Source organism: uncultured Thiothrix sp. (assembly GCF_937873765.1).
Classification (GTDB): domain Bacteria; phylum Pseudomonadota; class Gammaproteobacteria; order Thiotrichales; family Thiotrichaceae; genus Thiolinea.
On record NZ_CALMZC010000016.1, the window covers coordinates 1 to 17,207 of the forward strand.

The 17,207-nt window shown below is 45.5% G+C and carries 17 protein-coding genes and 1 pseudogene; 4 read left to right on the forward strand and 14 right to left on the reverse strand.

Annotation, left to right across the window (positions count from 1 at the left end; translation table 11 throughout):
* Positions 1-387: hypothetical protein (locus tag Q0307_RS05660; protein WP_298657854.1), on the reverse strand; the 387-nt coding region annotated here is incomplete at its 3' end.
* Positions 388-641: 254 nt separating this feature from the next.
* On the opposite strand from Q0307_RS05660, the gene bmt reads away from it, so the two are divergent.
* Entirely contained in the window at positions 642-1,691 is a 1,050-nt protein-coding gene (gene bmt / locus Q0307_RS05665; protein WP_298657857.1) for a betaine--homocysteine S-methyltransferase, read from the forward strand.
* 37 nt (positions 1,692-1,728) lie between these two features.
* Here bmt and Q0307_RS05670 read toward each other — a convergent pair.
* Positions 1,729-2,922, reverse strand: a pseudogene (locus tag Q0307_RS05670) (RNA-guided endonuclease TnpB family protein); the annotation flags it as partial.
* Positions 2,923-3,093: 171 nt separating this feature from the next.
* On the reverse strand, positions 3,094-3,594 hold the full coding sequence (def, locus tag Q0307_RS05675) for a peptide deformylase (protein ID WP_298657859.1): 501 nt from the start codon (positions 3,592-3,594) through the stop codon (positions 3,094-3,096).
* 227 nt (positions 3,595-3,821) lie between these two features.
* Between def and zapE the strand changes: the two genes are divergently transcribed.
* Together zapE and Q0307_RS05685 are read left to right on the forward strand one after the other, a co-directional pair.
* Positions 3,822-4,907, forward strand: coding sequence for a cell division protein ZapE (gene zapE / locus Q0307_RS05680; protein WP_298657862.1), 1,086 nt, complete (start codon positions 3,822-3,824; stop codon positions 4,905-4,907).
* A 21-nt stretch (positions 4,908-4,928) separates the two neighbouring features.
* The gene (locus Q0307_RS05685) at positions 4,929-5,663 is read left to right on the forward strand and encodes a UDP-2,3-diacylglucosamine diphosphatase (RefSeq protein ID WP_298657865.1); all 735 of its coding nucleotides are present in this window, start codon (positions 4,929-4,931) and stop codon (positions 5,661-5,663) included.
* Here the strand turns inward: Q0307_RS05685 and Q0307_RS05690 are convergent.
* The 11 genes from Q0307_RS05690 to Q0307_RS05740 all read right to left on the reverse strand — a co-directional run bounded on the left by Q0307_RS05690 (position 5,646) and on the right by Q0307_RS05740 (position 16,528).
* Positions 5,646-6,068, reverse strand: a complete 423-nt coding sequence (locus Q0307_RS05690; RefSeq protein WP_298657868.1) for a DUF1841 family protein — start codon at positions 6,066-6,068, stop codon at positions 5,646-5,648. The two genes, Q0307_RS05685 and Q0307_RS05690, sit on opposite strands and share 18 nt — an antisense overlap.
* Positions 6,065-6,700 (reverse strand): endonuclease III, encoded by a 636-nt coding sequence (gene nth, locus Q0307_RS05695; protein WP_298657871.1) that lies wholly within the window; start codon positions 6,698-6,700, stop codon positions 6,065-6,067. Before nth ends, Q0307_RS05690 begins: the two co-directional genes overlap by 4 nt.
* Positions 6,697-7,389, reverse strand: coding sequence for an electron transport complex subunit E (locus Q0307_RS05700; protein ID WP_298657874.1), 693 nt, complete (start codon positions 7,387-7,389; stop codon positions 6,697-6,699). Before Q0307_RS05700 ends, nth begins: the two co-directional genes overlap by 4 nt.
* On the reverse strand, positions 7,386-8,021 hold the full coding sequence (gene rsxG, locus Q0307_RS05705) for an electron transport complex subunit RsxG (protein WP_298657877.1): 636 nt from the start codon (positions 8,019-8,021) through the stop codon (positions 7,386-7,388). The genes Q0307_RS05700 and rsxG overlap by 4 nt, the downstream gene beginning before the upstream one ends.
* The gene (rsxD, locus tag Q0307_RS05710; protein WP_298657879.1) at positions 8,018-9,052 is read right to left on the reverse strand and encodes an electron transport complex subunit RsxD; all 1,035 of its coding nucleotides are present in this window, start codon (positions 9,050-9,052) and stop codon (positions 8,018-8,020) included. The genes rsxG and rsxD overlap by 4 nt, the downstream gene beginning before the upstream one ends.
* The gene (gene rsxC / locus Q0307_RS05715) at positions 9,049-10,647 is read right to left on the reverse strand and encodes an electron transport complex subunit RsxC (RefSeq protein WP_298657881.1); all 1,599 of its coding nucleotides are present in this window, start codon (positions 10,645-10,647) and stop codon (positions 9,049-9,051) included. The genes rsxD and rsxC overlap by 4 nt, the downstream gene beginning before the upstream one ends.
* Positions 10,647-11,201, reverse strand: a complete 555-nt coding sequence (gene rsxB / locus Q0307_RS05720; protein WP_298657883.1) for an electron transport complex subunit RsxB — start codon at positions 11,199-11,201, stop codon at positions 10,647-10,649. Before rsxB ends, rsxC begins: the two co-directional genes overlap by 1 nt.
* Position 11,202: 1 nt before the next feature.
* The gene (rsxA, locus tag Q0307_RS05725; protein WP_298657885.1) at positions 11,203-11,784 is read right to left on the reverse strand and encodes an electron transport complex subunit RsxA; all 582 of its coding nucleotides are present in this window, start codon (positions 11,782-11,784) and stop codon (positions 11,203-11,205) included.
* A gap of 238 nt (positions 11,785-12,022) precedes the next feature.
* Entirely contained in the window at positions 12,023-13,015 is a 993-nt protein-coding gene (gene pdxA / locus Q0307_RS05730) for a 4-hydroxythreonine-4-phosphate dehydrogenase PdxA (RefSeq protein ID WP_298657890.1), read from the reverse strand.
* Between the two features lie 17 nt (positions 13,016-13,032).
* Positions 13,033-14,367 carry a peptidylprolyl isomerase gene (locus Q0307_RS05735; RefSeq protein ID WP_298657893.1) on the reverse strand — a complete coding sequence of 445 codons (1,335 nt, stop codon included), beginning with the start codon at positions 14,365-14,367 and terminating at the stop codon, positions 13,033-13,035.
* Positions 14,354-16,528: an LPS-assembly protein LptD gene (locus Q0307_RS05740; RefSeq protein ID WP_298657896.1), complete on the reverse strand. Its 2,175-nt coding sequence runs from the start codon at positions 16,526-16,528 to the stop codon at positions 14,354-14,356. Before Q0307_RS05740 ends, Q0307_RS05735 begins: the two co-directional genes overlap by 14 nt.
* A gap of 229 nt (positions 16,529-16,757) precedes the next feature.
* Here Q0307_RS05740 and Q0307_RS05745 point away from each other — a divergent pair, with 229 nt between their 5' ends.
* The gene (locus tag Q0307_RS05745) at positions 16,758-17,204 is read left to right on the forward strand and encodes a DNA-binding protein (RefSeq protein ID WP_298657899.1); all 447 of its coding nucleotides are present in this window, start codon (positions 16,758-16,760) and stop codon (positions 17,202-17,204) included.
* Positions 17,205-17,207 lie beyond the last annotated feature (3 nt).

Below are 17,207 nucleotides of genomic sequence, written 5' to 3' on the forward strand. Positions count from 1 at the left end.
GTCATTGGCGAATTCATTAATCAGATGTTTTTCAACTCTTCTGGTGCATGACCATATTTTAAAATTCATAGGAGCAAGCTTGTCTAAAACTTGCCGTGAATGCTGAATGGCTTGTAAAGCTTTATCAATGAAAGTTTGTTGCTGAGGGGATAAGGGGGCATTGTTGGCAGTCATGCCTGTTATTACAAAATTGAGTTCTGAGTCATCCGTATGAACCCAGCAGTCTCCACGTCCTTGATTATAAAACCAATCAAGCGGCTTTCTTGTGTCTGGAAGAGAGGGATTGAGATGCTGTTCTTTGCAACTTGCAGGTACTGCTAAAGCGAAAGGACTCAATAGATAACACAGTAAGCCGATCAGTATTGCGCAAAGCTTGACGTGTGGCATAGCCAATCCCCCTTAAGTATTTAACTAAAGAGGCTAGTGTGTGTTTGACAAAAGTCAGAATGAATTAGACTTAACGGGTGTTTTAGTGTCATGAACGGAGGTAGTCAGTTCCTGTGGCCTTTTATATTTAAGAGTAGACCTACAGACTAACAAACTGCTAGGAAAATCGATCACCTAGGTTTCTGTTAGCTATTCACCTTCTTCAAGCTGTGCCAGAATGCGCGCATTTATTTGCTTTTGAGGCGGGTTTAAGAATGGCTGAATCTAATTTATTTCTACGTATGCTGGCGGAGAAGCGCTTTCTATTAGCGGATGGCGCGACGGGTACTAATCTCTTTAGCATGGGGCTAATGACTGGTGATGCTCCAGAGCTTTGGAATACTGAACACCCTGAGAAAATTGCGGCGCATTATCGTACTTTTGTGGAAGCAGGCTCCGATATTATTTTAACTAACACTTTCGGTGGTAATCGCCGCCGCTTAGTGCTGCATCAAGCGCAAGATCGGGTAGAGGAGCTGAATACTGCTGCTGTCAAGATTTTAAAAGATGAAATTGCTAAAGCAGGGCGTGAAATCGTGATCGGTGGCTCGATGGGGCCAACGGGGGATATTTTAGAGCCGAATGGCCCACTTTCGATTGCAGAAGCTGCAGATATTTTTGAAGAGCAAGCGCGGGCTTTAGCGGCTGCAGGCGTGGATGTGCTTTGGTTGGAGACTTTATCCTCAAAAGAAGAGGTTGAAGCAGCGGTATTAGGCGCTGGGCGTGTGGGTTTACCGGTCGTGAATACCTTAAGTATTGATACTAATGGCCGCACCATGATGGGCTTAACGGCTGCGGATATTATTAAACTACAACCGAGTTTGCATCCCCATCCCATTGCTTGCGGCACGAACTGTGGCGTGGGTGCTTCTGAAGTGGTTGCAACCGTGTTGAATTTCTTTAATGCAGCCGGTGAAGAGCAAGAGCCGATTATTGTGGCTAAAGCGAACTGCGGTATTCCTGAATATGTTGATGGCAAAATTGTCTATAATGGCACACCGGAATTAATGGCTCGGTATGTGGAGTTAGCGATGGATGCAGGTGCACGGATTATTGGTGGTTGCTGTGGTACTAGCCCTGAGCATATTAGAGCCATGCGTGCTGCGATGGATCAGCATGTTCCGCAAGAGAAGCCTAGTCTAGAAGTGATTCTGCGTGATTTAGGTTCAGTCTCTAAAGGTGCACAAGCACAATTAGCCGGTGATTTAAGCGTGGAGGGTGGTTCTTTAGGTGGCGGTGGGCGTAAGCGTTCGCGGCGTGCCTAAATAAACGTTTCTAGGGTTGAGTACAGTTACTTAACCGTTACTTTGAACTTATACAAACTTGAATATCGTCCAGTTTGCCGTCAAATTCCTGCTTCGTTGGGGCTGGTTTCGTCTTCGACTTTCGTCCAAGACCAGAGCCTTCCCCTCCACAGGCAAACACCGTGTAACTCACGGCGTAGTTTCTTAAGTTCATAGCCGCATTGACATCCCGATCATGGCTGGTGCCACAGGTCGGGCAAGCCCACTGCCGGATTGACAGTGGGAGTTTTTCTATCTTGTGACCGCAAGCCGAACAGGTTTTGCTGCTGGCAAAGAACCTATCCGCCACCACCACGATACCGCCACGCATCGCGGCTTTGTATTCCAACTGACGGCGAAACTCAAAAAAGCCCATATCACTGATGGCACGGGATAAATGGCGATTTTTCACCATGCCCGACACGTTCAAATCTTCAAGGCCGATGAGTAAAAAACGGCGGGTCAAATCCGTGGTGAGTTGGTGCAAAGTGTCCTTGCGGATATTGGCGATTCGTGCATAGAGTTTTGCCAGTTTCGCCTTGGCTTTATGTCGATTAGCACTACCCTGAACTTTGTGGGACAGGCTACGGGAGAGCCGTTGCAGGCGGGATAGCAAGGCTTTATGCGGCCTCGCCCCTGCCACTACCTCCCCCGTTGAGAGCGTTGCCAATGCGGATACGCCCAAATCCACACCCACCACACCTTGATTTTCGGCGGGTGGGAGGTGGTTGGAATCGGTATCTACGGTGATACTGGCGAACCACTGATCAGCGGTACGGGAAAGGGTGGCAGAGAGGATTTTGCCGGAAAAGCGTAAGGTTTCCCGCATCCGCACGGCTCCCAGATGGGGAATGCGGATATGGCAAGCGTCAACGGAAAATTGATCGTTAGTCAGGCTGAAGCTGTCACGGCTTTTGCCTTTCTTCTTGAATTGCGGGTAGTTGGCTCGTCCGGCAAAGAAGTTTTTGAAGGCATTCCCCAGTTGGATAATCGCCATTTGTGGAGCATTTTTGGTGACTTCTAGCATCCACGGGAATTGTTCGCGTTTGATGGCATTCAGTTGTTTGCGTAACGAAAACTGTGAGGGTTTTGGCTGGCTGTTGTCCTCTTGCCATGCGCGGTATTGGGTCTGCCATTCCGCCAATGCCCAGTTGTAGGCAAATCGCGCCGTGCCTGCGGCTTTGGCAAAGTACGTGGCTTGCTTATTGTTGGGGTCAAGGCGGTGAGCATGACTAAAATCATGCCGTACAGCAGGATACTTGTCTAATCAACGGTGTTTTTGCTGCTACTGTTCATCGATAAACGGTAACGCATTTTGCAATCTATTCAAAATGAATAATCTTGAATACATTGGTATGAGTTCTGCGGTAACTGCTGCTAACCCCTACACATCCTCCGCCCGATCCACAAATAATACCCCATTCAAATGATCCACCTCATGCTGAATGATTCGTGCGACAAAACCGCTATATTCAGCCTCAACCGTTTCGCCTTGCTGGTTGCTATAGCGCACGATTAAGCGTTCAGCGCGTGCAACGGGTGCGCGCGTATCGGGTACGCTCAAACAGCCTTCTTCACCTAAACAAGTTTCAGTCGACTGCCAAATGATTTCTGGATTAATCATCGCGATTGCTTCCATCAAGGGTGCAGCGGGATAACGCGGATTCGGGCGTGAGGCAACAATAATGATTCTTAATGATTTGAATACTTGTGGGGCAGCGATCCCCACACCATTCGCAGCTAGTAGAGTGGCATGCATATTTTGAATCAGCATTTGCACTTCGGGATCAAGCGGAGCACTGACGACTTGGGCTAATTGAGTCAGCACAGACTCGCCTTGCTGAGCAATGCTCAAGATCTGCGCGGAGGGAAGTGTCGACATCATAAGATTCTACCTTTTTACACTAAATGTAGTTGTAGCATGTTTCTGATTATAAAACAGCCTCTCCTAAAGGATTCAGGCTTTATAGAACTAATGTGCAATTGCACATTGTCGACAATTTTACTGCTTTAAAGACTGAAAATTGGCGGATTTATCGGTACATTGGTTGACGATCTGAAAGCGATTACCGACAATACGCGAGCTTATTCGCTAATCGTGAAATCCACCAAATGACACTGCTTGCTCTGTATCATTCCGAAGTTGCTGCTGGCAATATCCAACGTGACCCTGCACAGGAACGTGCTATCCAAGTTTTACAAGGAATTATGGATGGCTTAGTCAATCCTAAACCTCAACTACCGGTCAAGGGTTTCCGCTTTTTCTCTAAGCCTGAACCGCGCACGGAAGTTAGCGTGAAAGGTGCTTATATGTGGGGTGGCGTAGGACGTGGCAAAACGTGGATTATGGATTATTTCTTTAAGGCTGTACCCATTGCTGAGAAAAACCGCTATCACTATCACCATTTTATGCTGATGGTACATGAAGAATTGCGCAAGTTAGGGACTAATCAAAAAGATCCATTAGAGTTAGTGGCTAAGAAAATTGCCTCTAATACTGAGCTGCTCTGTATTGATGAATTTCATGTCTTAGACATTGGCGATGCGATGATTCTAGCCGGGTTGTTGCAAGGTCTGGTGCATAACGATGTGACTATCGTGACCACTTCAAATCGTACACCCGATGATTTATACAAGAATGGTCTACAACGTGCGCGCTTCTTGCCAGCGATTGATTTGATTAAGAAAAATCTGCAAGTGATTGAGCTAGATAATGGTATTGACTACCGGATGCGCTATGTCATGCCTTTGGATGAACAGACTGATAATATTACTCATTCAGACCCCGAACTTGAGCAGCGCTTCCGTGAAGAAGCTAAAGGCAGGGTCTATGAAAATGTGGAGTTGGAGCTAAATAGTCGTCGTCTACCTGTGAAAAAAATGGCGGATAATATTATTTGGCTAGATTTCAAAACGGTCTGTGATGGCCCACGCTCTACGAGTGATTATATTGAGTTAGCCGCACGTTATGGAACGATTATTCTTTCTGATATTCCGATTATGAATCAGGATAGTGAGAATGCGGCGCGGCGCTTTTTGAATTTGATTGATGAATTGTATGACCGGAAAGTGCAACTCATCATCTCCACCCGTTACGATATTAAAGAGCTGTATCAAGGGCAGTTGCTCAAATTTGAATTTGCGCGTGCCTTTAGCCGTTTAAATGAAATGCAGTCACCCACTTATTTGGCGGCTTAACTGAACTGGGAGCGGTTTTAAATGGCAATTTGGTTTATTTCTGATCTGCATTTAGAGCCAGCCCGTCCGGCGAGCACGCATTTGTTGTTTGAGTTTTTGCAGTATATTCAGGGGAAAGCTGAAGTTTTATATATCCTTGGCGACCTATTTGAATATTGGATCGGTGATGATATTCTCGCAACCCCAGCAGGGCTGCAGGTTCTACCGATTTTGCAAGCATTCAAACAAGTGGCAACGCAGGGCACACCCATTTATTTACAACATGGGAATCGTGATTTTCTATTAGCAGAGCAGTTCGCTGAGTTAAGTTCTCTAACAATCTTGCCTGAGCAACAAATCATTGATCTCTACGGTCAGCCAACGCTAATTATGCATGGCGATTTACTGTGTACCGACGATGTGGATTATCAAAAAGCGCGGGTTTTATTTCGTAGTCCGTCATGGCAACAGCAAATTTTAGCGAAGAGTATTCCTGAGCGTTTACAGTATGCACAGAGTTTGCGGATGCAAAGCCAACAAACTGCGCAAACGAAGCGTGAAGAGATTCTTGATGCGAATCAAGCCACTATTGAAGCGGTAATGCGTGCGGCTCAAGTGCAGCAGTTAATTCACGGTCACACCCATCGCCCCGCAATTCATGAATTTGCGCTAGACGGTCAAACTGCTAAGCGCATTGTGCTGGGTGATTGGTACAGTCAGGGTAGCTTTTTGCGCGTGGATGCTGAGGGTATGCAGCTTTCAGCCGAGTTTCACTAAGCAGTCTAAATAAGCATGCTCATCGGGTGGTTGTTGCTGCTGTTGAGCTTGCCAGAGATTAGCAACTAAGCATTCCATCATTAGATGCTCAGTGTCGTGTTGCCCATAGCGCTCAGCTAGATTTTCATAAAGATCGCGAATTCCTACCGGGCGGTCAGTAGATACTTGTTCCCGCAAGCCTAAATGCAAACCCATGTGTAGGAAGGGATTAGTATGACCTTCTTCTGGCGCGTAGTTTTGCTGCAAAGCCTGATCAGTATTCGCAAGCAGGGAATGATATTCTGGATGTTCCAAAATGACGGCAGCGACTTGTTTCTCCAAACCTTCCAATAATTGTCCGGCTTGTTGCTTTTGCCAGCAGTTTAAATAATAACGGCGTAAATTTTCACGTTGGGCAGAGATCATGCAACAGTTTTTTCCTGGTATTCACATAAATCCGCGATCAAACAAGCGGGGCACTTGGGCTTGCGCGCTGTACAAATATAGCGACCATGTAAAATTAGCCAGTGATGCGCGTCTTGCAGGTATTCATAAGGAATATGCTTAAGTAGACCTTTTTCCACTTCCAGCACATTTTTCCCCGGCGCTAAGCCGGTGCGGTTGCCGAGGCGAAAAATATGCGTATCCACCGCCATTGTAGGCTGACCAAAAGCAGTATTCAAAATAACATTAGCGGTCTTGCGGCCAACCCCGGGTAAGGCTTCTAAATCAGCGCGATTATCGGGGACTTGTGATTGATGCTGTGCAATGAGCTGTTGGCAAGTCGCGATAATATTTTTGGCCTTAGCGTTGTACAGGCCAATGGTTTTAATATAGCTGCGCAAGCCTTCTTCACCTAAAGCTAAAATTGCTTCAGGTGTATTTGCAATGCGAAAGAGTTGCTCAGTGGCTTTGTTGACGCTTTTATCGGTGGCTTGAGCTGATAAAATTACTGCTACTAAGAGTTCAAAGGGTGAAGCATAGCTAAGTTCAGTGCGTGGATTTGGATTCGCTGCTTGCCAGCGTCGAAATAGTTCAAGGCATTGCTCGGGTTTCACAGGGCATCACTCGCGGGTTTGAGTAAAGCTTGTTGCTGAGTATGCGCTGCACGCCGTTGATCAATATAGTTTTTGCCGGCTACTAGAAAGCCTAAGCTAATAAAGGCACCGGGTGGTAAAGCGGCTAATAATAAACCGGTGAAATGATCGCTAATCTGTAAACTTAAGCCACGTGCGGCTTCTCCAAACATCAAATGCGCTTGGGAAAATAAACTGCCATGGGCTAAAAATTCACGAATAGCCCCTAAAGTAACTAATACTAAAGTAAAGCCAATCCCCATTATTAAACCATCCAACCATGCATATTGTGGTGGATTTTTCGCTGCGTAAGCCTCAGCTCGACCAATAATAATACAGTTGGTGACAATTAAAGGAATAAAGATCCCTAGCACGGCATATAGTTCGCTGAAATAGGCATGAATCAGTAATTCAATCGCGGTAACCGTGGAGGCAATAATCAAGACAAAAGCAGGGATGCGGATTTCTTCACGAATGAAAGGGCGTAACAAAGAAATTAATAAATTAGTGGTCGCTAAAGTCATCAAAGTAGCGATTCCTAAACCGAGGCCATTGACAAGATTAGTGGTGACCGCCATCAAGGGACATAAACCTAAGAGCTGGACTAAGCCGGGGTTATTTTGCCAAATACCATTAAAGATAATTTCACGATAAGGATGTTCTGCACTCATGGCTGCTTTCCTGTGCTAGGTGCAAATAAAGTCTCAGTATGCTGTTCAGACCAAACCAGTACCTGCTTGACGGCTGCAACGACTGCCCGTGGGGTAATGGTTGCTCCTGTAAATTGATCAAAATATCCGCCATCTTTTTTAACTGCCCAAGTGGCTACAGTCGGATTTTGAAGGGATTTACCTGAAAAGCCTAAGATCCAATCGCTTTTTTCCACCTCAATCCAATCACCTAAACCGGGGGTTTCTTTATGTGCTAAGACACGCACGCCTGCTAAGGTTTGATCTGCATTGACGCCAACCGCTAAACGAATATTACCACTATAACCGTCTGGAGTAGTGATGGTGAAAATCGATGCCACTGGTTGCTGCTGTTTGCGCAAGCGGTAGACTAACACAGGTTCAGAGCTATTCAACTCAGATGGTGCTAGGCTTAGGGTATCTTCTAATGGATTATTATCGTAGCGGCTGGCTTCGACTAAAGTATTAATCCGTGTTAGTAAGGCTTGCCGTTCACTTTGAGCAATTTGTTTGGCGGTCAGGGTATGCACTCCAGCGAGTAATAAAGTACCCGCTAAAGCGAAACCGGCTAATAAGAGCGTAGGCTTGCTAATTTCCCGAATTAAATCATTCATAGGCCAAATCGTCCTTTAGTGCCATAAACCCGCGGTTGGGTATAAGCATCTAGTAAAGGTACGGCCATATTCATAATTAACACAGCGAAGGCTATCGCGTCAGGATAACTACCCCAAACACGAATAATATAGGTAAAACAACCAATTCCACCTGCATAGAGAATTTTTCCTAGCGGTGTGGTACTGGCAGAAACTGGGTCGGTGGCAATAAAAAAAGCGCCTAAGATAGTCGCACCGCCGACCAAATGAAAAAGCGGCGAGCTGTAAGTATGCGGATTAATCAGCCAAAAAATAAGTGCCATTCCAGCCAGAGCTGCCATTAAAGCAAACGGAATATGCCAGCTAATAATTTTGCGATAGATCAACCATAAGCCGCCTGCTAGCCAAGCTAAGCTCACCCATTCCCAAGCTTGACCTGCTATCCAACCGAAGGCTTGGCCTTGACTGATTTGCTCGACTGTTTCGCCTAGCCTTAAATGTGTTTTTATAGTATCCAAGGTAGTAGCTTGAGTGAGGCCATCCCAAGTACTAGCTCCACCTAGCAAGACTTGCTGCAGCGCTTCACTCAAGTTGATATTGGCGATACTTGTAAGCTCAGGTGCGGGCCAACTCGTCATTTCGACAGGAAAAGACACCAAAATGGCTGCATAACCCACCATTGCCGGATTAAAAGGGTTGTAGCCTAAACCACCATAAAGATGTTTACCAATCACCATTGCAAAAATAAGTGCAATCAACAACAACCACCAAGGCGAATAGGGCGGAAGTGCGACGGCTAGCAGCCAACCAGTAACCACAGCGCTATAGTCAGTCAAAAAAGGTAGAATAGGGCGCTGACGTAGCTTAAGCATCAACGCTTCAAGCAGTAGAGCAAAGCCTAAGCCTAGCAATAAATTCGTGATCACCCCCCAGCCGAAAAACCACAGTAGCACTAAAGTTCCCGGCACTAGGGCATAAATGACTTGCGCCATGACTTGACCAACACCTTGAGGCGCATGCATATACGGCGAAGTGTTAGTGCCAAACATCATGCTGGTTTATCCTCTGTGGTGGTAGGGCTAGCTACAGCTTGCTGAGCTTTTTTAACTTTAGCACGCTCTAAAGCCGCTTGAATTGCTGCCTGTTTATCGTCTGAAGGGTTAGTTTTGGTTTGCGATGCTTCTTTATGCTTAGCTAATTTTTCAGCTTTTTCACGTTTAGCCCGTTCAAGCCGCTCTTGATGAAAGTCGTGGCGCTCACGGGCTAGATCAGCCTTTTCACGGGCTTCGCGTTGGACGTAAATATCGGCTTTGGCATAACGATAATAGTCCACCAGCGGAATATGACTAGGACAAACATAAGCACAGCAACCACATTCAATGCAGTCAAAAATATGATGTTGTTCGACTTTTTCGAGGTTACGGGCGCGTGCATGCCAATAGAGTTGCTGTGGTAAGAGATGCACGGGGCAGGCTTCTGCACAGCGTCCACAACGAATACACGGAAGGGGCGTAGTTTCGGCTACTTGTTCACTGACCCATAAACAGTTAGTCGCTTTAACTACGGGGATTTGATCAGTCGGCAAAGCTACGCCCATCATCGAACCACCCATAACTAAGCGTTTAGCCTTAGAGGTGTAACCACCGGCTGCTTGGATAAGGGTCTGCATATTCAAGCCAATCGGCACATCGAAATTCTGTGGTTGCACCACCCCTTTGCCGGTTACGGTCACATAGCGCGAAATCAGGGGTTGACCTAAAACAATTGCTTGATAAATAGCTCGAGCAGTGGCGACATTATGGCAAAGTACGCCAATATCGGTTGGACGACCACTACTAGGTACTTCACGTCCGGTCAAAATATGAATCAGTTGTCGTTCACCACCCGTAGGGTATTGCGTAGGCACAGGTACTATTTTAATGCGACTATCCTTAGCTTGCTGTGCTGCAACTTGCATAGCTTGGATAGCTTGCGGCTTATTATCTTCAATCCCAATTAAGCAAGTTAAGCCATCTGCAGGCGCATGCTCATGCAAAGCTCTAAGCATAATCAGGCAACCGGTGATAATTTCACGCGCCTGTTCGCGCATCAACATATCATCACAGGTGATATACGGCTCACATTCAGCGCCATTGAGCACTAGGGTTGTGAGTTGTACCGGTGTAGGAATATCTAATTTAATCGCAGAGGGAAAAACCGCTCCACCTAAACCCACGATACCTGCCTCACGCACGCGCTCACATAAGCTTGCAGCAGAGGCTTCAGTATAGTTTTCAATGGGTGCTAGGCGCTGATCTCCCCAGTTATCTTGCCCATCGGGAATTAGAATCACACAGACATCATTTAAACCAGAAGGATGGGCAATCGGTCGTTCTTCAATTGCTTGAATTTTGCCCGAAGTGCTCGCATGTACCGGTACACTGATGATACCTTCCGCTTCCGCTAAACATTGTCCTTTGTAAACCCAATCGCCTGCTTTAACGATGATCTTAGGTTTGTGTCCTGAATGTTGTTGCAAAGGAATAACCAATTCAGGTGCACTAGCAGCAGACAGTTTGCGTACTGGCTGTTGAGTGGATTGTTCTTTGTGATAATCCGTGAGGTGAAGGCCCCCGCTGCTTTGCCATAGTTTACGTAGATTAAACATTAGGCTACCTCTTTCAGTGAAATGAGCGGATAAGGCCATTTCCAAGTGGCAGGACTGGTTTTCACTGGAGTCATTAAAATGCAATCAACTGGGCAGGGGGGCAAGCAGAGTTTACAGCCCGTGCATTCCGCTTCAATGACTGTGTGCATGTGTTTAGCTGCCCCCACAATCGCATCCACTGGGCAGGCTTGAATGCATAGGGTGCAACCAATACAAGTATTCTCGTCAATAATCGCAACTAAAGGTGTGGTTTGCGCTTCGCCATGTTCAGCATTGAGGGGCTTAGCTTCAACCCCAAGTAATTCTGCGAGGGCTTGAATAGTTGGCTTGCCACCCGGTGGGCATTGATTGATGTCAGCCTCACCTTTCGCAATTGCTTCCGCATAAGGACGGCAGCCCGGAAAAGTACATTGTCCACATTGTGTTTGTGGAAGCAACTTGTCGATTTTATCTGCAAGCGGGTCACCTTCGACTTTAAAGCGAATAGCTGCAAACCCAAGCAACAAGCCAAAAATAGCCGCTAAGCCACCTACTACTAACAAAGCGGTTAACATGTTAGTGTTTCACCAAACCAGAGAAGCCCATAAAGCTGAGTGCCATCAAACCTGCTGTGACTAAACCAATTGCATTGCCTTTGAATACAGAGGGAATGTCAGCCACTACTAAACGCTCACGGATACTTGCAAACATGACCATGACTAAGGTGAAACCTAAAGCACCACCCATGCCATAGAGAGCAGATTCAATAAAACCATGCTGCTTTTGCACATTAAGTAAAGCTACGCCTAAGACTGCACAATTGGTGGTAATTAATGGTAAATAAATACCCAGCACATTGTGCAAAACGGGGCTAGATTTACGCACGACCATTTCAGTAAAACCGACAATCGCGGCAATCACTAAAATAAAGCTTAAAGTACGCAAATACTGCAAGCCCAAAGGTTCTAGCAACCAAGTATCTACTAGATAGCTACTAATAGAAGATAGGGTTAAAACAAAAGTTGTGGCTAAACCCATGCCAATCGCGGTTTCAAGCTTACGCGATACCCCCATAAATGGACAAAGGCCAAGGAATTGGGAGAGGACTAGGTTATTCACCCAAACGGTGCCAACAATAATCAGCAAGTAATCAGTCATGATCTACAGTCACTAGCTCTGCGTGTTCTAAAGGATAAAGCGCGCGTATTTTGCCATAGTTAGGCTGTTAAACCTTAATCGAAAGCAAAGAATAATTAAAATAAGTAGAAAGTTTATAGGTTGATAATATGTTGCAGTGCAGTATCTTTTAAATTATTATTGATCCTGAAGCGTCTTACGCTTCAATATCCTCCTAGCGGTTGGGCATCATTAAGATGCCCTTTTTTAACGTCAGCATCTAGTGCTGAGCACGTCCTAAGCCAATTGCTAGTTGAATGGCTGCTTTCAAACTTCCAGTTTCTGCTTTGCCCGTTCCAGCTAAATCGATGGCTGTACCATGATCGACTGAGGTACGGATAATCGGCAAACCTAGGGTAATATTCACTGCTTTACCAAAGCCTGCATACTTAAGTACGGGTAAGCCTTGATCGTGATACATGGCTAAGACCGCATCGGCTTGTTGCAGATTACGCGGAGTAAATAAAGTATCGGCGGGTAAGGGCCCAGTTAGATGCAAGCCTTGTTGTTGTAGTTGACGAATGGTCGGAATCAGTACCTCGATCTCTTCCATCCCCAAATAGCCACCTTCGCCGGCATGCGGATTAAGTCCACAGACTAAAATGCGTGGCTGTTTAATGCCAAATTTAGTCCTCAAGTCTTGATCAAGAATCTTTAATACCTTGCGTAATAAAGGGGCAGTAATCGTTTCACTGACCTTATTTAAAGGTAGATGCGTAGTCGCTAGGGCAACGCGTAAATTACCACTAGCCAGCAGCATCACGGGTAGTGGTGTATCCGTAAGTTCTGCTAAGAACTCGGTATGCCCAGTGAAAGGAACACCAGCTTCATTAATAATGCCCTTATGCAAGGGGGCAGTCACCATCGCAGCAAATTCACCGGTTTGACAACCCAAGGTAGCACGCTTTAGCAGTTCTAGCACATAAGCGGCATTGCGACTATCCAAACTACCGGGAATCACAGGCGTAGCACAAGGGATAGGCAGGACAAATAGCTCACCTTGTTTACAAGGCTCTTGTGCTTGATCCAGTGTATAAGGGCGTAAACGTACTGATAGGTTTAATAAACGCGCCCGCGCCCGCAACATTTCAATATCAGCTAGGGCAATGACATCTTCTGCCCAATGCGTTTGACTAGCTAACTGCAAGACTAAATCAGGGCCAATACCTGCAGGCTCGCCAGTGGTCAGAGCCAGTCTTAACCTATTATGCATAAGCATCCTTTGAGGAGTTACTTTAGTTGTAAGTTGGGTGCTGCACCTTGCATGCGATAATCAATATAAGCGCCATTGCGTAAACTTTGCAACCAAGCCTTATATTGTTCTTCTTCCTTGCGTCCACCTAAATAGCTAGTGGCTTTTTCACGGATCTGGTCAGCGGATTGATCAGCTTGTTTACGCTCCAATACTTCTAAAACATGCCAGCCAAATTGGGTTTGAAAAGGTTGACTCACGGTATGGAGCGCTTGCGTGTTCATGGCTTGCTCAAAAGCTGCCACCATTTGCCCTGCTTTTGCCCAACCTAAATCCCCGCCACGTGCTGCACTGCCGGGGTCGTCTGAATTTGCTTTGGCTAGTTGCGCAAACTCAGCGCCAGTTTGTAACTGCTGATAAATCGCATCAATTTTTTGCTTAGCTTCAGCGGGCGGATATTTCTGTGTGCTGACTAAAATATGTCGCACACGGGATTCAGCAGCAAGCGCGCGCTTACCCCCTTCACGCTCTAATAATTTGAGAACATGGAAGCCGTTCTGATCGCGTACTACCGGTGAAATATCGTTCACTTGCATTAGAGATAAAGCACGCACAAAGGAACTTGGCAAAGCATCAGCCGCTTGCCAGCCTAAGTCACCGCCATTATTTGCAGCATTATTATCAGAAAATTGCTTAGCGACATTGGAAAAATCCTCACCATTCGCTACGCGCTTTCTTAAATCTTCCGCTTTATTGCGTGCTGCATTCACTTGCTCAATCGTCGCCCCATTTGGGGCAGTGACTAAAATATGCTGTAAACGATAGCGCTCGCCGGCAGTAATCTTCTGGCTTTGGCTAGCAATTAAGTCATTTACCTCTCGATCAGAGACCGCGACTTTGCTACCGCCTATTTGTTTACGCAATAAATCAGCGGTGATTTTACGGCGGGTTTGCTCGCGTAAAGCCGTCATACTAATCCCCGCTTTTTGCAAAGCCGCTTGAAAAGTGCGCATATCCATCCGATTTTGTCGCGCAATACTTTCCATCGCGCGATCCACCATCGCATCATCGACACTAATACCATTTTCTTTAGCATATTGTGCTTGCAAGCGTTCGGTGACGAGTTCATCAACCGCAGCGCGGGTTAGATCAGCACCCGCTAAATTTTTATTTGCTTTGCTAGCACGTAGCATTTGCATACGCTGTTGTACTTCACTGTAGAGAACCACCTCACTATTCACCACGACAGCGATTTGATCTAGGGCTTCAGCCTGAAGGGGGTGACTTACAACCACCAAAGCACCCATCAACAGTGCAGCGGGTAAGCATTTGCGCCAAGTTGTCATCAAAGATTGGGTGCTATTTATAGCCATAAATTCGATTTTCCATCAAGTTGCGTGTACCACTGCCGAAACTACCTAAGCCTTTCAGTTCAAGCTCCACAAACACGGCATCATCATAAGTGGTATTGTCTGATAATAAATAATTGCGTACCGCTAAGCGGCTTTTCCAACAACAGCTTTGATACTCAAGTCCCGCTAAGGTTTCTAGGCTGCGCTCGTTTTTTAAATCTTGCTCATGCGCACCGACTAAGATCCAGTTTTTAGTGACCGGGGTGGCAAAAGCAATTTGGGCTGATTCGTATTCACCTTTGCGCTGACTATAACCTAAATTCAAAATTCGCTGCTTTTGATCTTGATAACTTACTCTGAACTGACTAGCCGACACCTGTTTGGCTGCTATATCACCAAAAGCCGTCCCAGCTACTTTTGTTGAATCATTCAATTCCCCAGCCATTTCCATCACTAATTCAGAACGCGTACCGGTTTTGGCGGTTTCATTTGGCAAGCTTACTTGGCGGTCTGCAAAATAATACATTTGCCCCATGCTCGCACGGAAAACTTCCCGGCCTTTGTCTAGCTCTTGAACCCGTGTCGTCATTGAAACGGACAAGCGATTATTATCTGCAATCCGGTCTTTCCCAGTGAAATCATTATCGGTGAATAGCTGGCTATAACTTAAGGTACGCTCCGACGAGTCAAAGACTGGAATAGCTGCTTGATTACGATAGGGTGTATAAGTGTAGTAAATACGTGGTTCGAGGGTTTGCAGGCGTTTAGCATCTTTTAAAGGGCGTTCAAAGAATAAGCCAGCGTCTACTGCAATCGTAGGTAAACTGCGGGTAATGTTTTTCTTAGTGGCTTGTTCTAACTGGTAGCTGGTTTGAGCGAACTTAAGTTTAGGCTCAAGGAAAGCAGCTGAATTCTCAAAGCGTTGTTTAAGAGTGACTTGAGTGTCTAAGCGATGCCCATTATCACCTTTATTCCGAGAAAAATAAGTGTACTCACTGCTAGCACTGAGTTTAGGTATATTCTCAACAGATTGTGGTGTCCAAGTGGCTTGTAATTGTGGCAAGCGTGCGTAGTTTTCGGAGCTAGTATCCAAGATCTGATAGCTTTGTGCTAACGCAGAGAAATCCCATTCTTCATTATCACTGGTATAGCTAAGTGTGCGTTCCAGATTAACAATACTACTCACTGCGAGTGAGTTACCTAAATCATCAAAATAATTTTTATCTGAAACCCCAGCCGCTTGCAGCTTGAGTTGATGATGTTCATCAAACTGGTTCAAATGCTGTATGTCAAAGTGATAGCGTAATTCGTTATTGCGTTCTTGATCGCTGGGCAAAACATCGTATTGCACAACTCCACGCTGTAGTTCAGTTAAGTAACGAAATTCGCTTTCTAACTGTAGACCACGCTTACTAAACATATTAATGGTAGTGGTCAAGTCATAGTTAGGAGCAAGATTCCAATAATAAGGTGCACTCACGCGCAAGCCACTTTGCTCGTTAGTACCGAAGTTAGGTATTAAAAAACCAGATTTACGCTGGTCAGTCAATGGGAATGAAAAATAAGGTAAATATAAAAAGGCTTGATCATTAATCTGTAAGGTGACCTTGCGTGCAGTACCTTGCTCAGTGCTGCGATCTAACTTGATTTCCTCTGCTTTTAGACTCCAGCTATTGATTCCCACAGGACAGGTCGTGTAGCTTGCATTTTTTAAGCGTGTCACTTGAGTGCTTTCTTGAATCAACTCACTACTAGCACCTCGTCCCTCACTACCATTCAATAAATAAGCTACATCCGTGAGGCTACCTAAGCCGCTATTCAAGTTGTATTTAAGTTGCTGACTGGTGACATTAGCCGTCGGGCTTTTAAAGATCACTTCGCCTTGAGCTAAAACTTTTCCTGTTTGGCGATTATAAAGTGCTTGCGCTGCGCGCAATTCTTGATCATTCTGGCTAATATATACATTCCCTGTCAGTTCTGAGTCGCCCTGTTCGCGAAACAGCGCTTGATCAGCTTCTAGATAGATCGCCATTTTATCCAAATCTGCCGGGCGCAAAGGTTTTGCGGGCTTAAACGCTTGAGCAGGTATGGGGCAAGTTTCCCAAGGGTTTTGGGCATACAGCAAACTTGGACTACAGCAGAAGCTCACCACGAGTAACCTCGCTTGAGATAGCAAAAACATGGAGTTCCTTGATTTTATGCTCTGTTCTAGGCGCATAACATCGCATACTCTTGATGAACAGACAATGTTTAGCGAGTCTAGGGGTTTAGCTGTTGAGAAATAAGCAATATAAAAAATAAATAAGAATTTAAATTGTATAATAAATTTTACAAATAAAAATGTGTTGTGTAATATTTATTCAGTGTTATTACAGATGAGTTCTGTATAAGCTCAAATTAAAGGGGGTGTTATGGAAAATGCATTGGGTATGGTGTCATTTTTCGATGATAATTTCGATGTGTCCGACAATAATGGTGAGTCTGGTGTGATGAATGAACAGCCGTTAAAAAAGCGAGGGCGGCCTAAAGGTGCTATTTCAGCGACCATTTCAGAAGTTAGGCAACAAGCCGCTGAAGAAAAGAGACAATTAAAAAGTGAATATCATGAGCGAATTGAACAATTGCAAACCACAATTGATCAATTGCAAATGCGTTATGAGTCAACTGTTTTGCAGTTAGAGCAAGAGTTAGACTTGTTGCGAAAACGAGAGCTTTATTATCAACAAGTTTTAGGGGTGCGTTTGGAAGAAGTGGCCAAGCATCTTTACGACACTCTGGTAACTTGGGGTGAAGCGGAGCTTGCAGAAGCACAGATTGATAAGCGTAAACGCGGTAGGCCACGTAAAACGCTTAAATAAATA

Coding starts and splice junctions, on each gene's coding strand:
- rsxA (WP_298657885.1), bottom strand. CDS start 11,784: ATGACTGATTACTTGCTGATTATTGTTGGCACCGTTTGGGTGAATAAC.
- rsxG (WP_298657877.1), bottom strand. CDS start 8,021: ATGAATGATTTAATTCGGGAAATTAGCAAGCCTACGCTCTTATTAGCC.
- Q0307_RS05735 (WP_298657893.1), bottom strand. CDS start 14,367: ATGGCTATAAATAGCACCCAATCTTTGATGACAACTTGGCGCAAATGC.
- Q0307_RS05745 (WP_298657899.1), top strand. CDS start 16,758: ATGGAAAATGCATTGGGTATGGTGTCATTTTTCGATGATAATTTCGAT.
- Q0307_RS05690 (WP_298657868.1), bottom strand. CDS start 6,068: ATGATCTCTGCCCAACGTGAAAATTTACGCCGTTATTATTTAAACTGC.
- Q0307_RS05685 (WP_298657865.1), top strand. CDS start 4,929: ATGGCAATTTGGTTTATTTCTGATCTGCATTTAGAGCCAGCCCGTCCG.
- pdxA (WP_298657890.1), bottom strand. CDS start 13,015: ATGCATAATAGGTTAAGACTGGCTCTGACCACTGGCGAGCCTGCAGGT.
- Q0307_RS05740 (WP_298657896.1), bottom strand. CDS start 16,528: ATGTTTTTGCTATCTCAAGCGAGGTTACTCGTGGTGAGCTTCTGCTGT.
- rsxC (WP_298657881.1), bottom strand. CDS start 10,647: ATGTTTAATCTACGTAAACTATGGCAAAGCAGCGGGGGCCTTCACCTC.
- rsxB (WP_298657883.1), bottom strand. CDS start 11,201: ATGTTAACCGCTTTGTTAGTAGTAGGTGGCTTAGCGGCTATTTTTGGC.
- Q0307_RS05700 (WP_298657874.1), bottom strand. CDS start 7,389: ATGAGTGCAGAACATCCTTATCGTGAAATTATCTTTAATGGTATTTGG.
- bmt (WP_298657857.1), top strand. CDS start 642: ATGGCTGAATCTAATTTATTTCTACGTATGCTGGCGGAGAAGCGCTTT.
- rsxD (WP_298657879.1), bottom strand. CDS start 9,052: ATGATGTTTGGCACTAACACTTCGCCGTATATGCATGCGCCTCAAGGT.
- zapE (WP_298657862.1), top strand. CDS start 3,822: ATGACACTGCTTGCTCTGTATCATTCCGAAGTTGCTGCTGGCAATATC.
- def (WP_298657859.1), bottom strand. CDS start 3,594: ATGATGTCGACACTTCCCTCCGCGCAGATCTTGAGCATTGCTCAGCAA.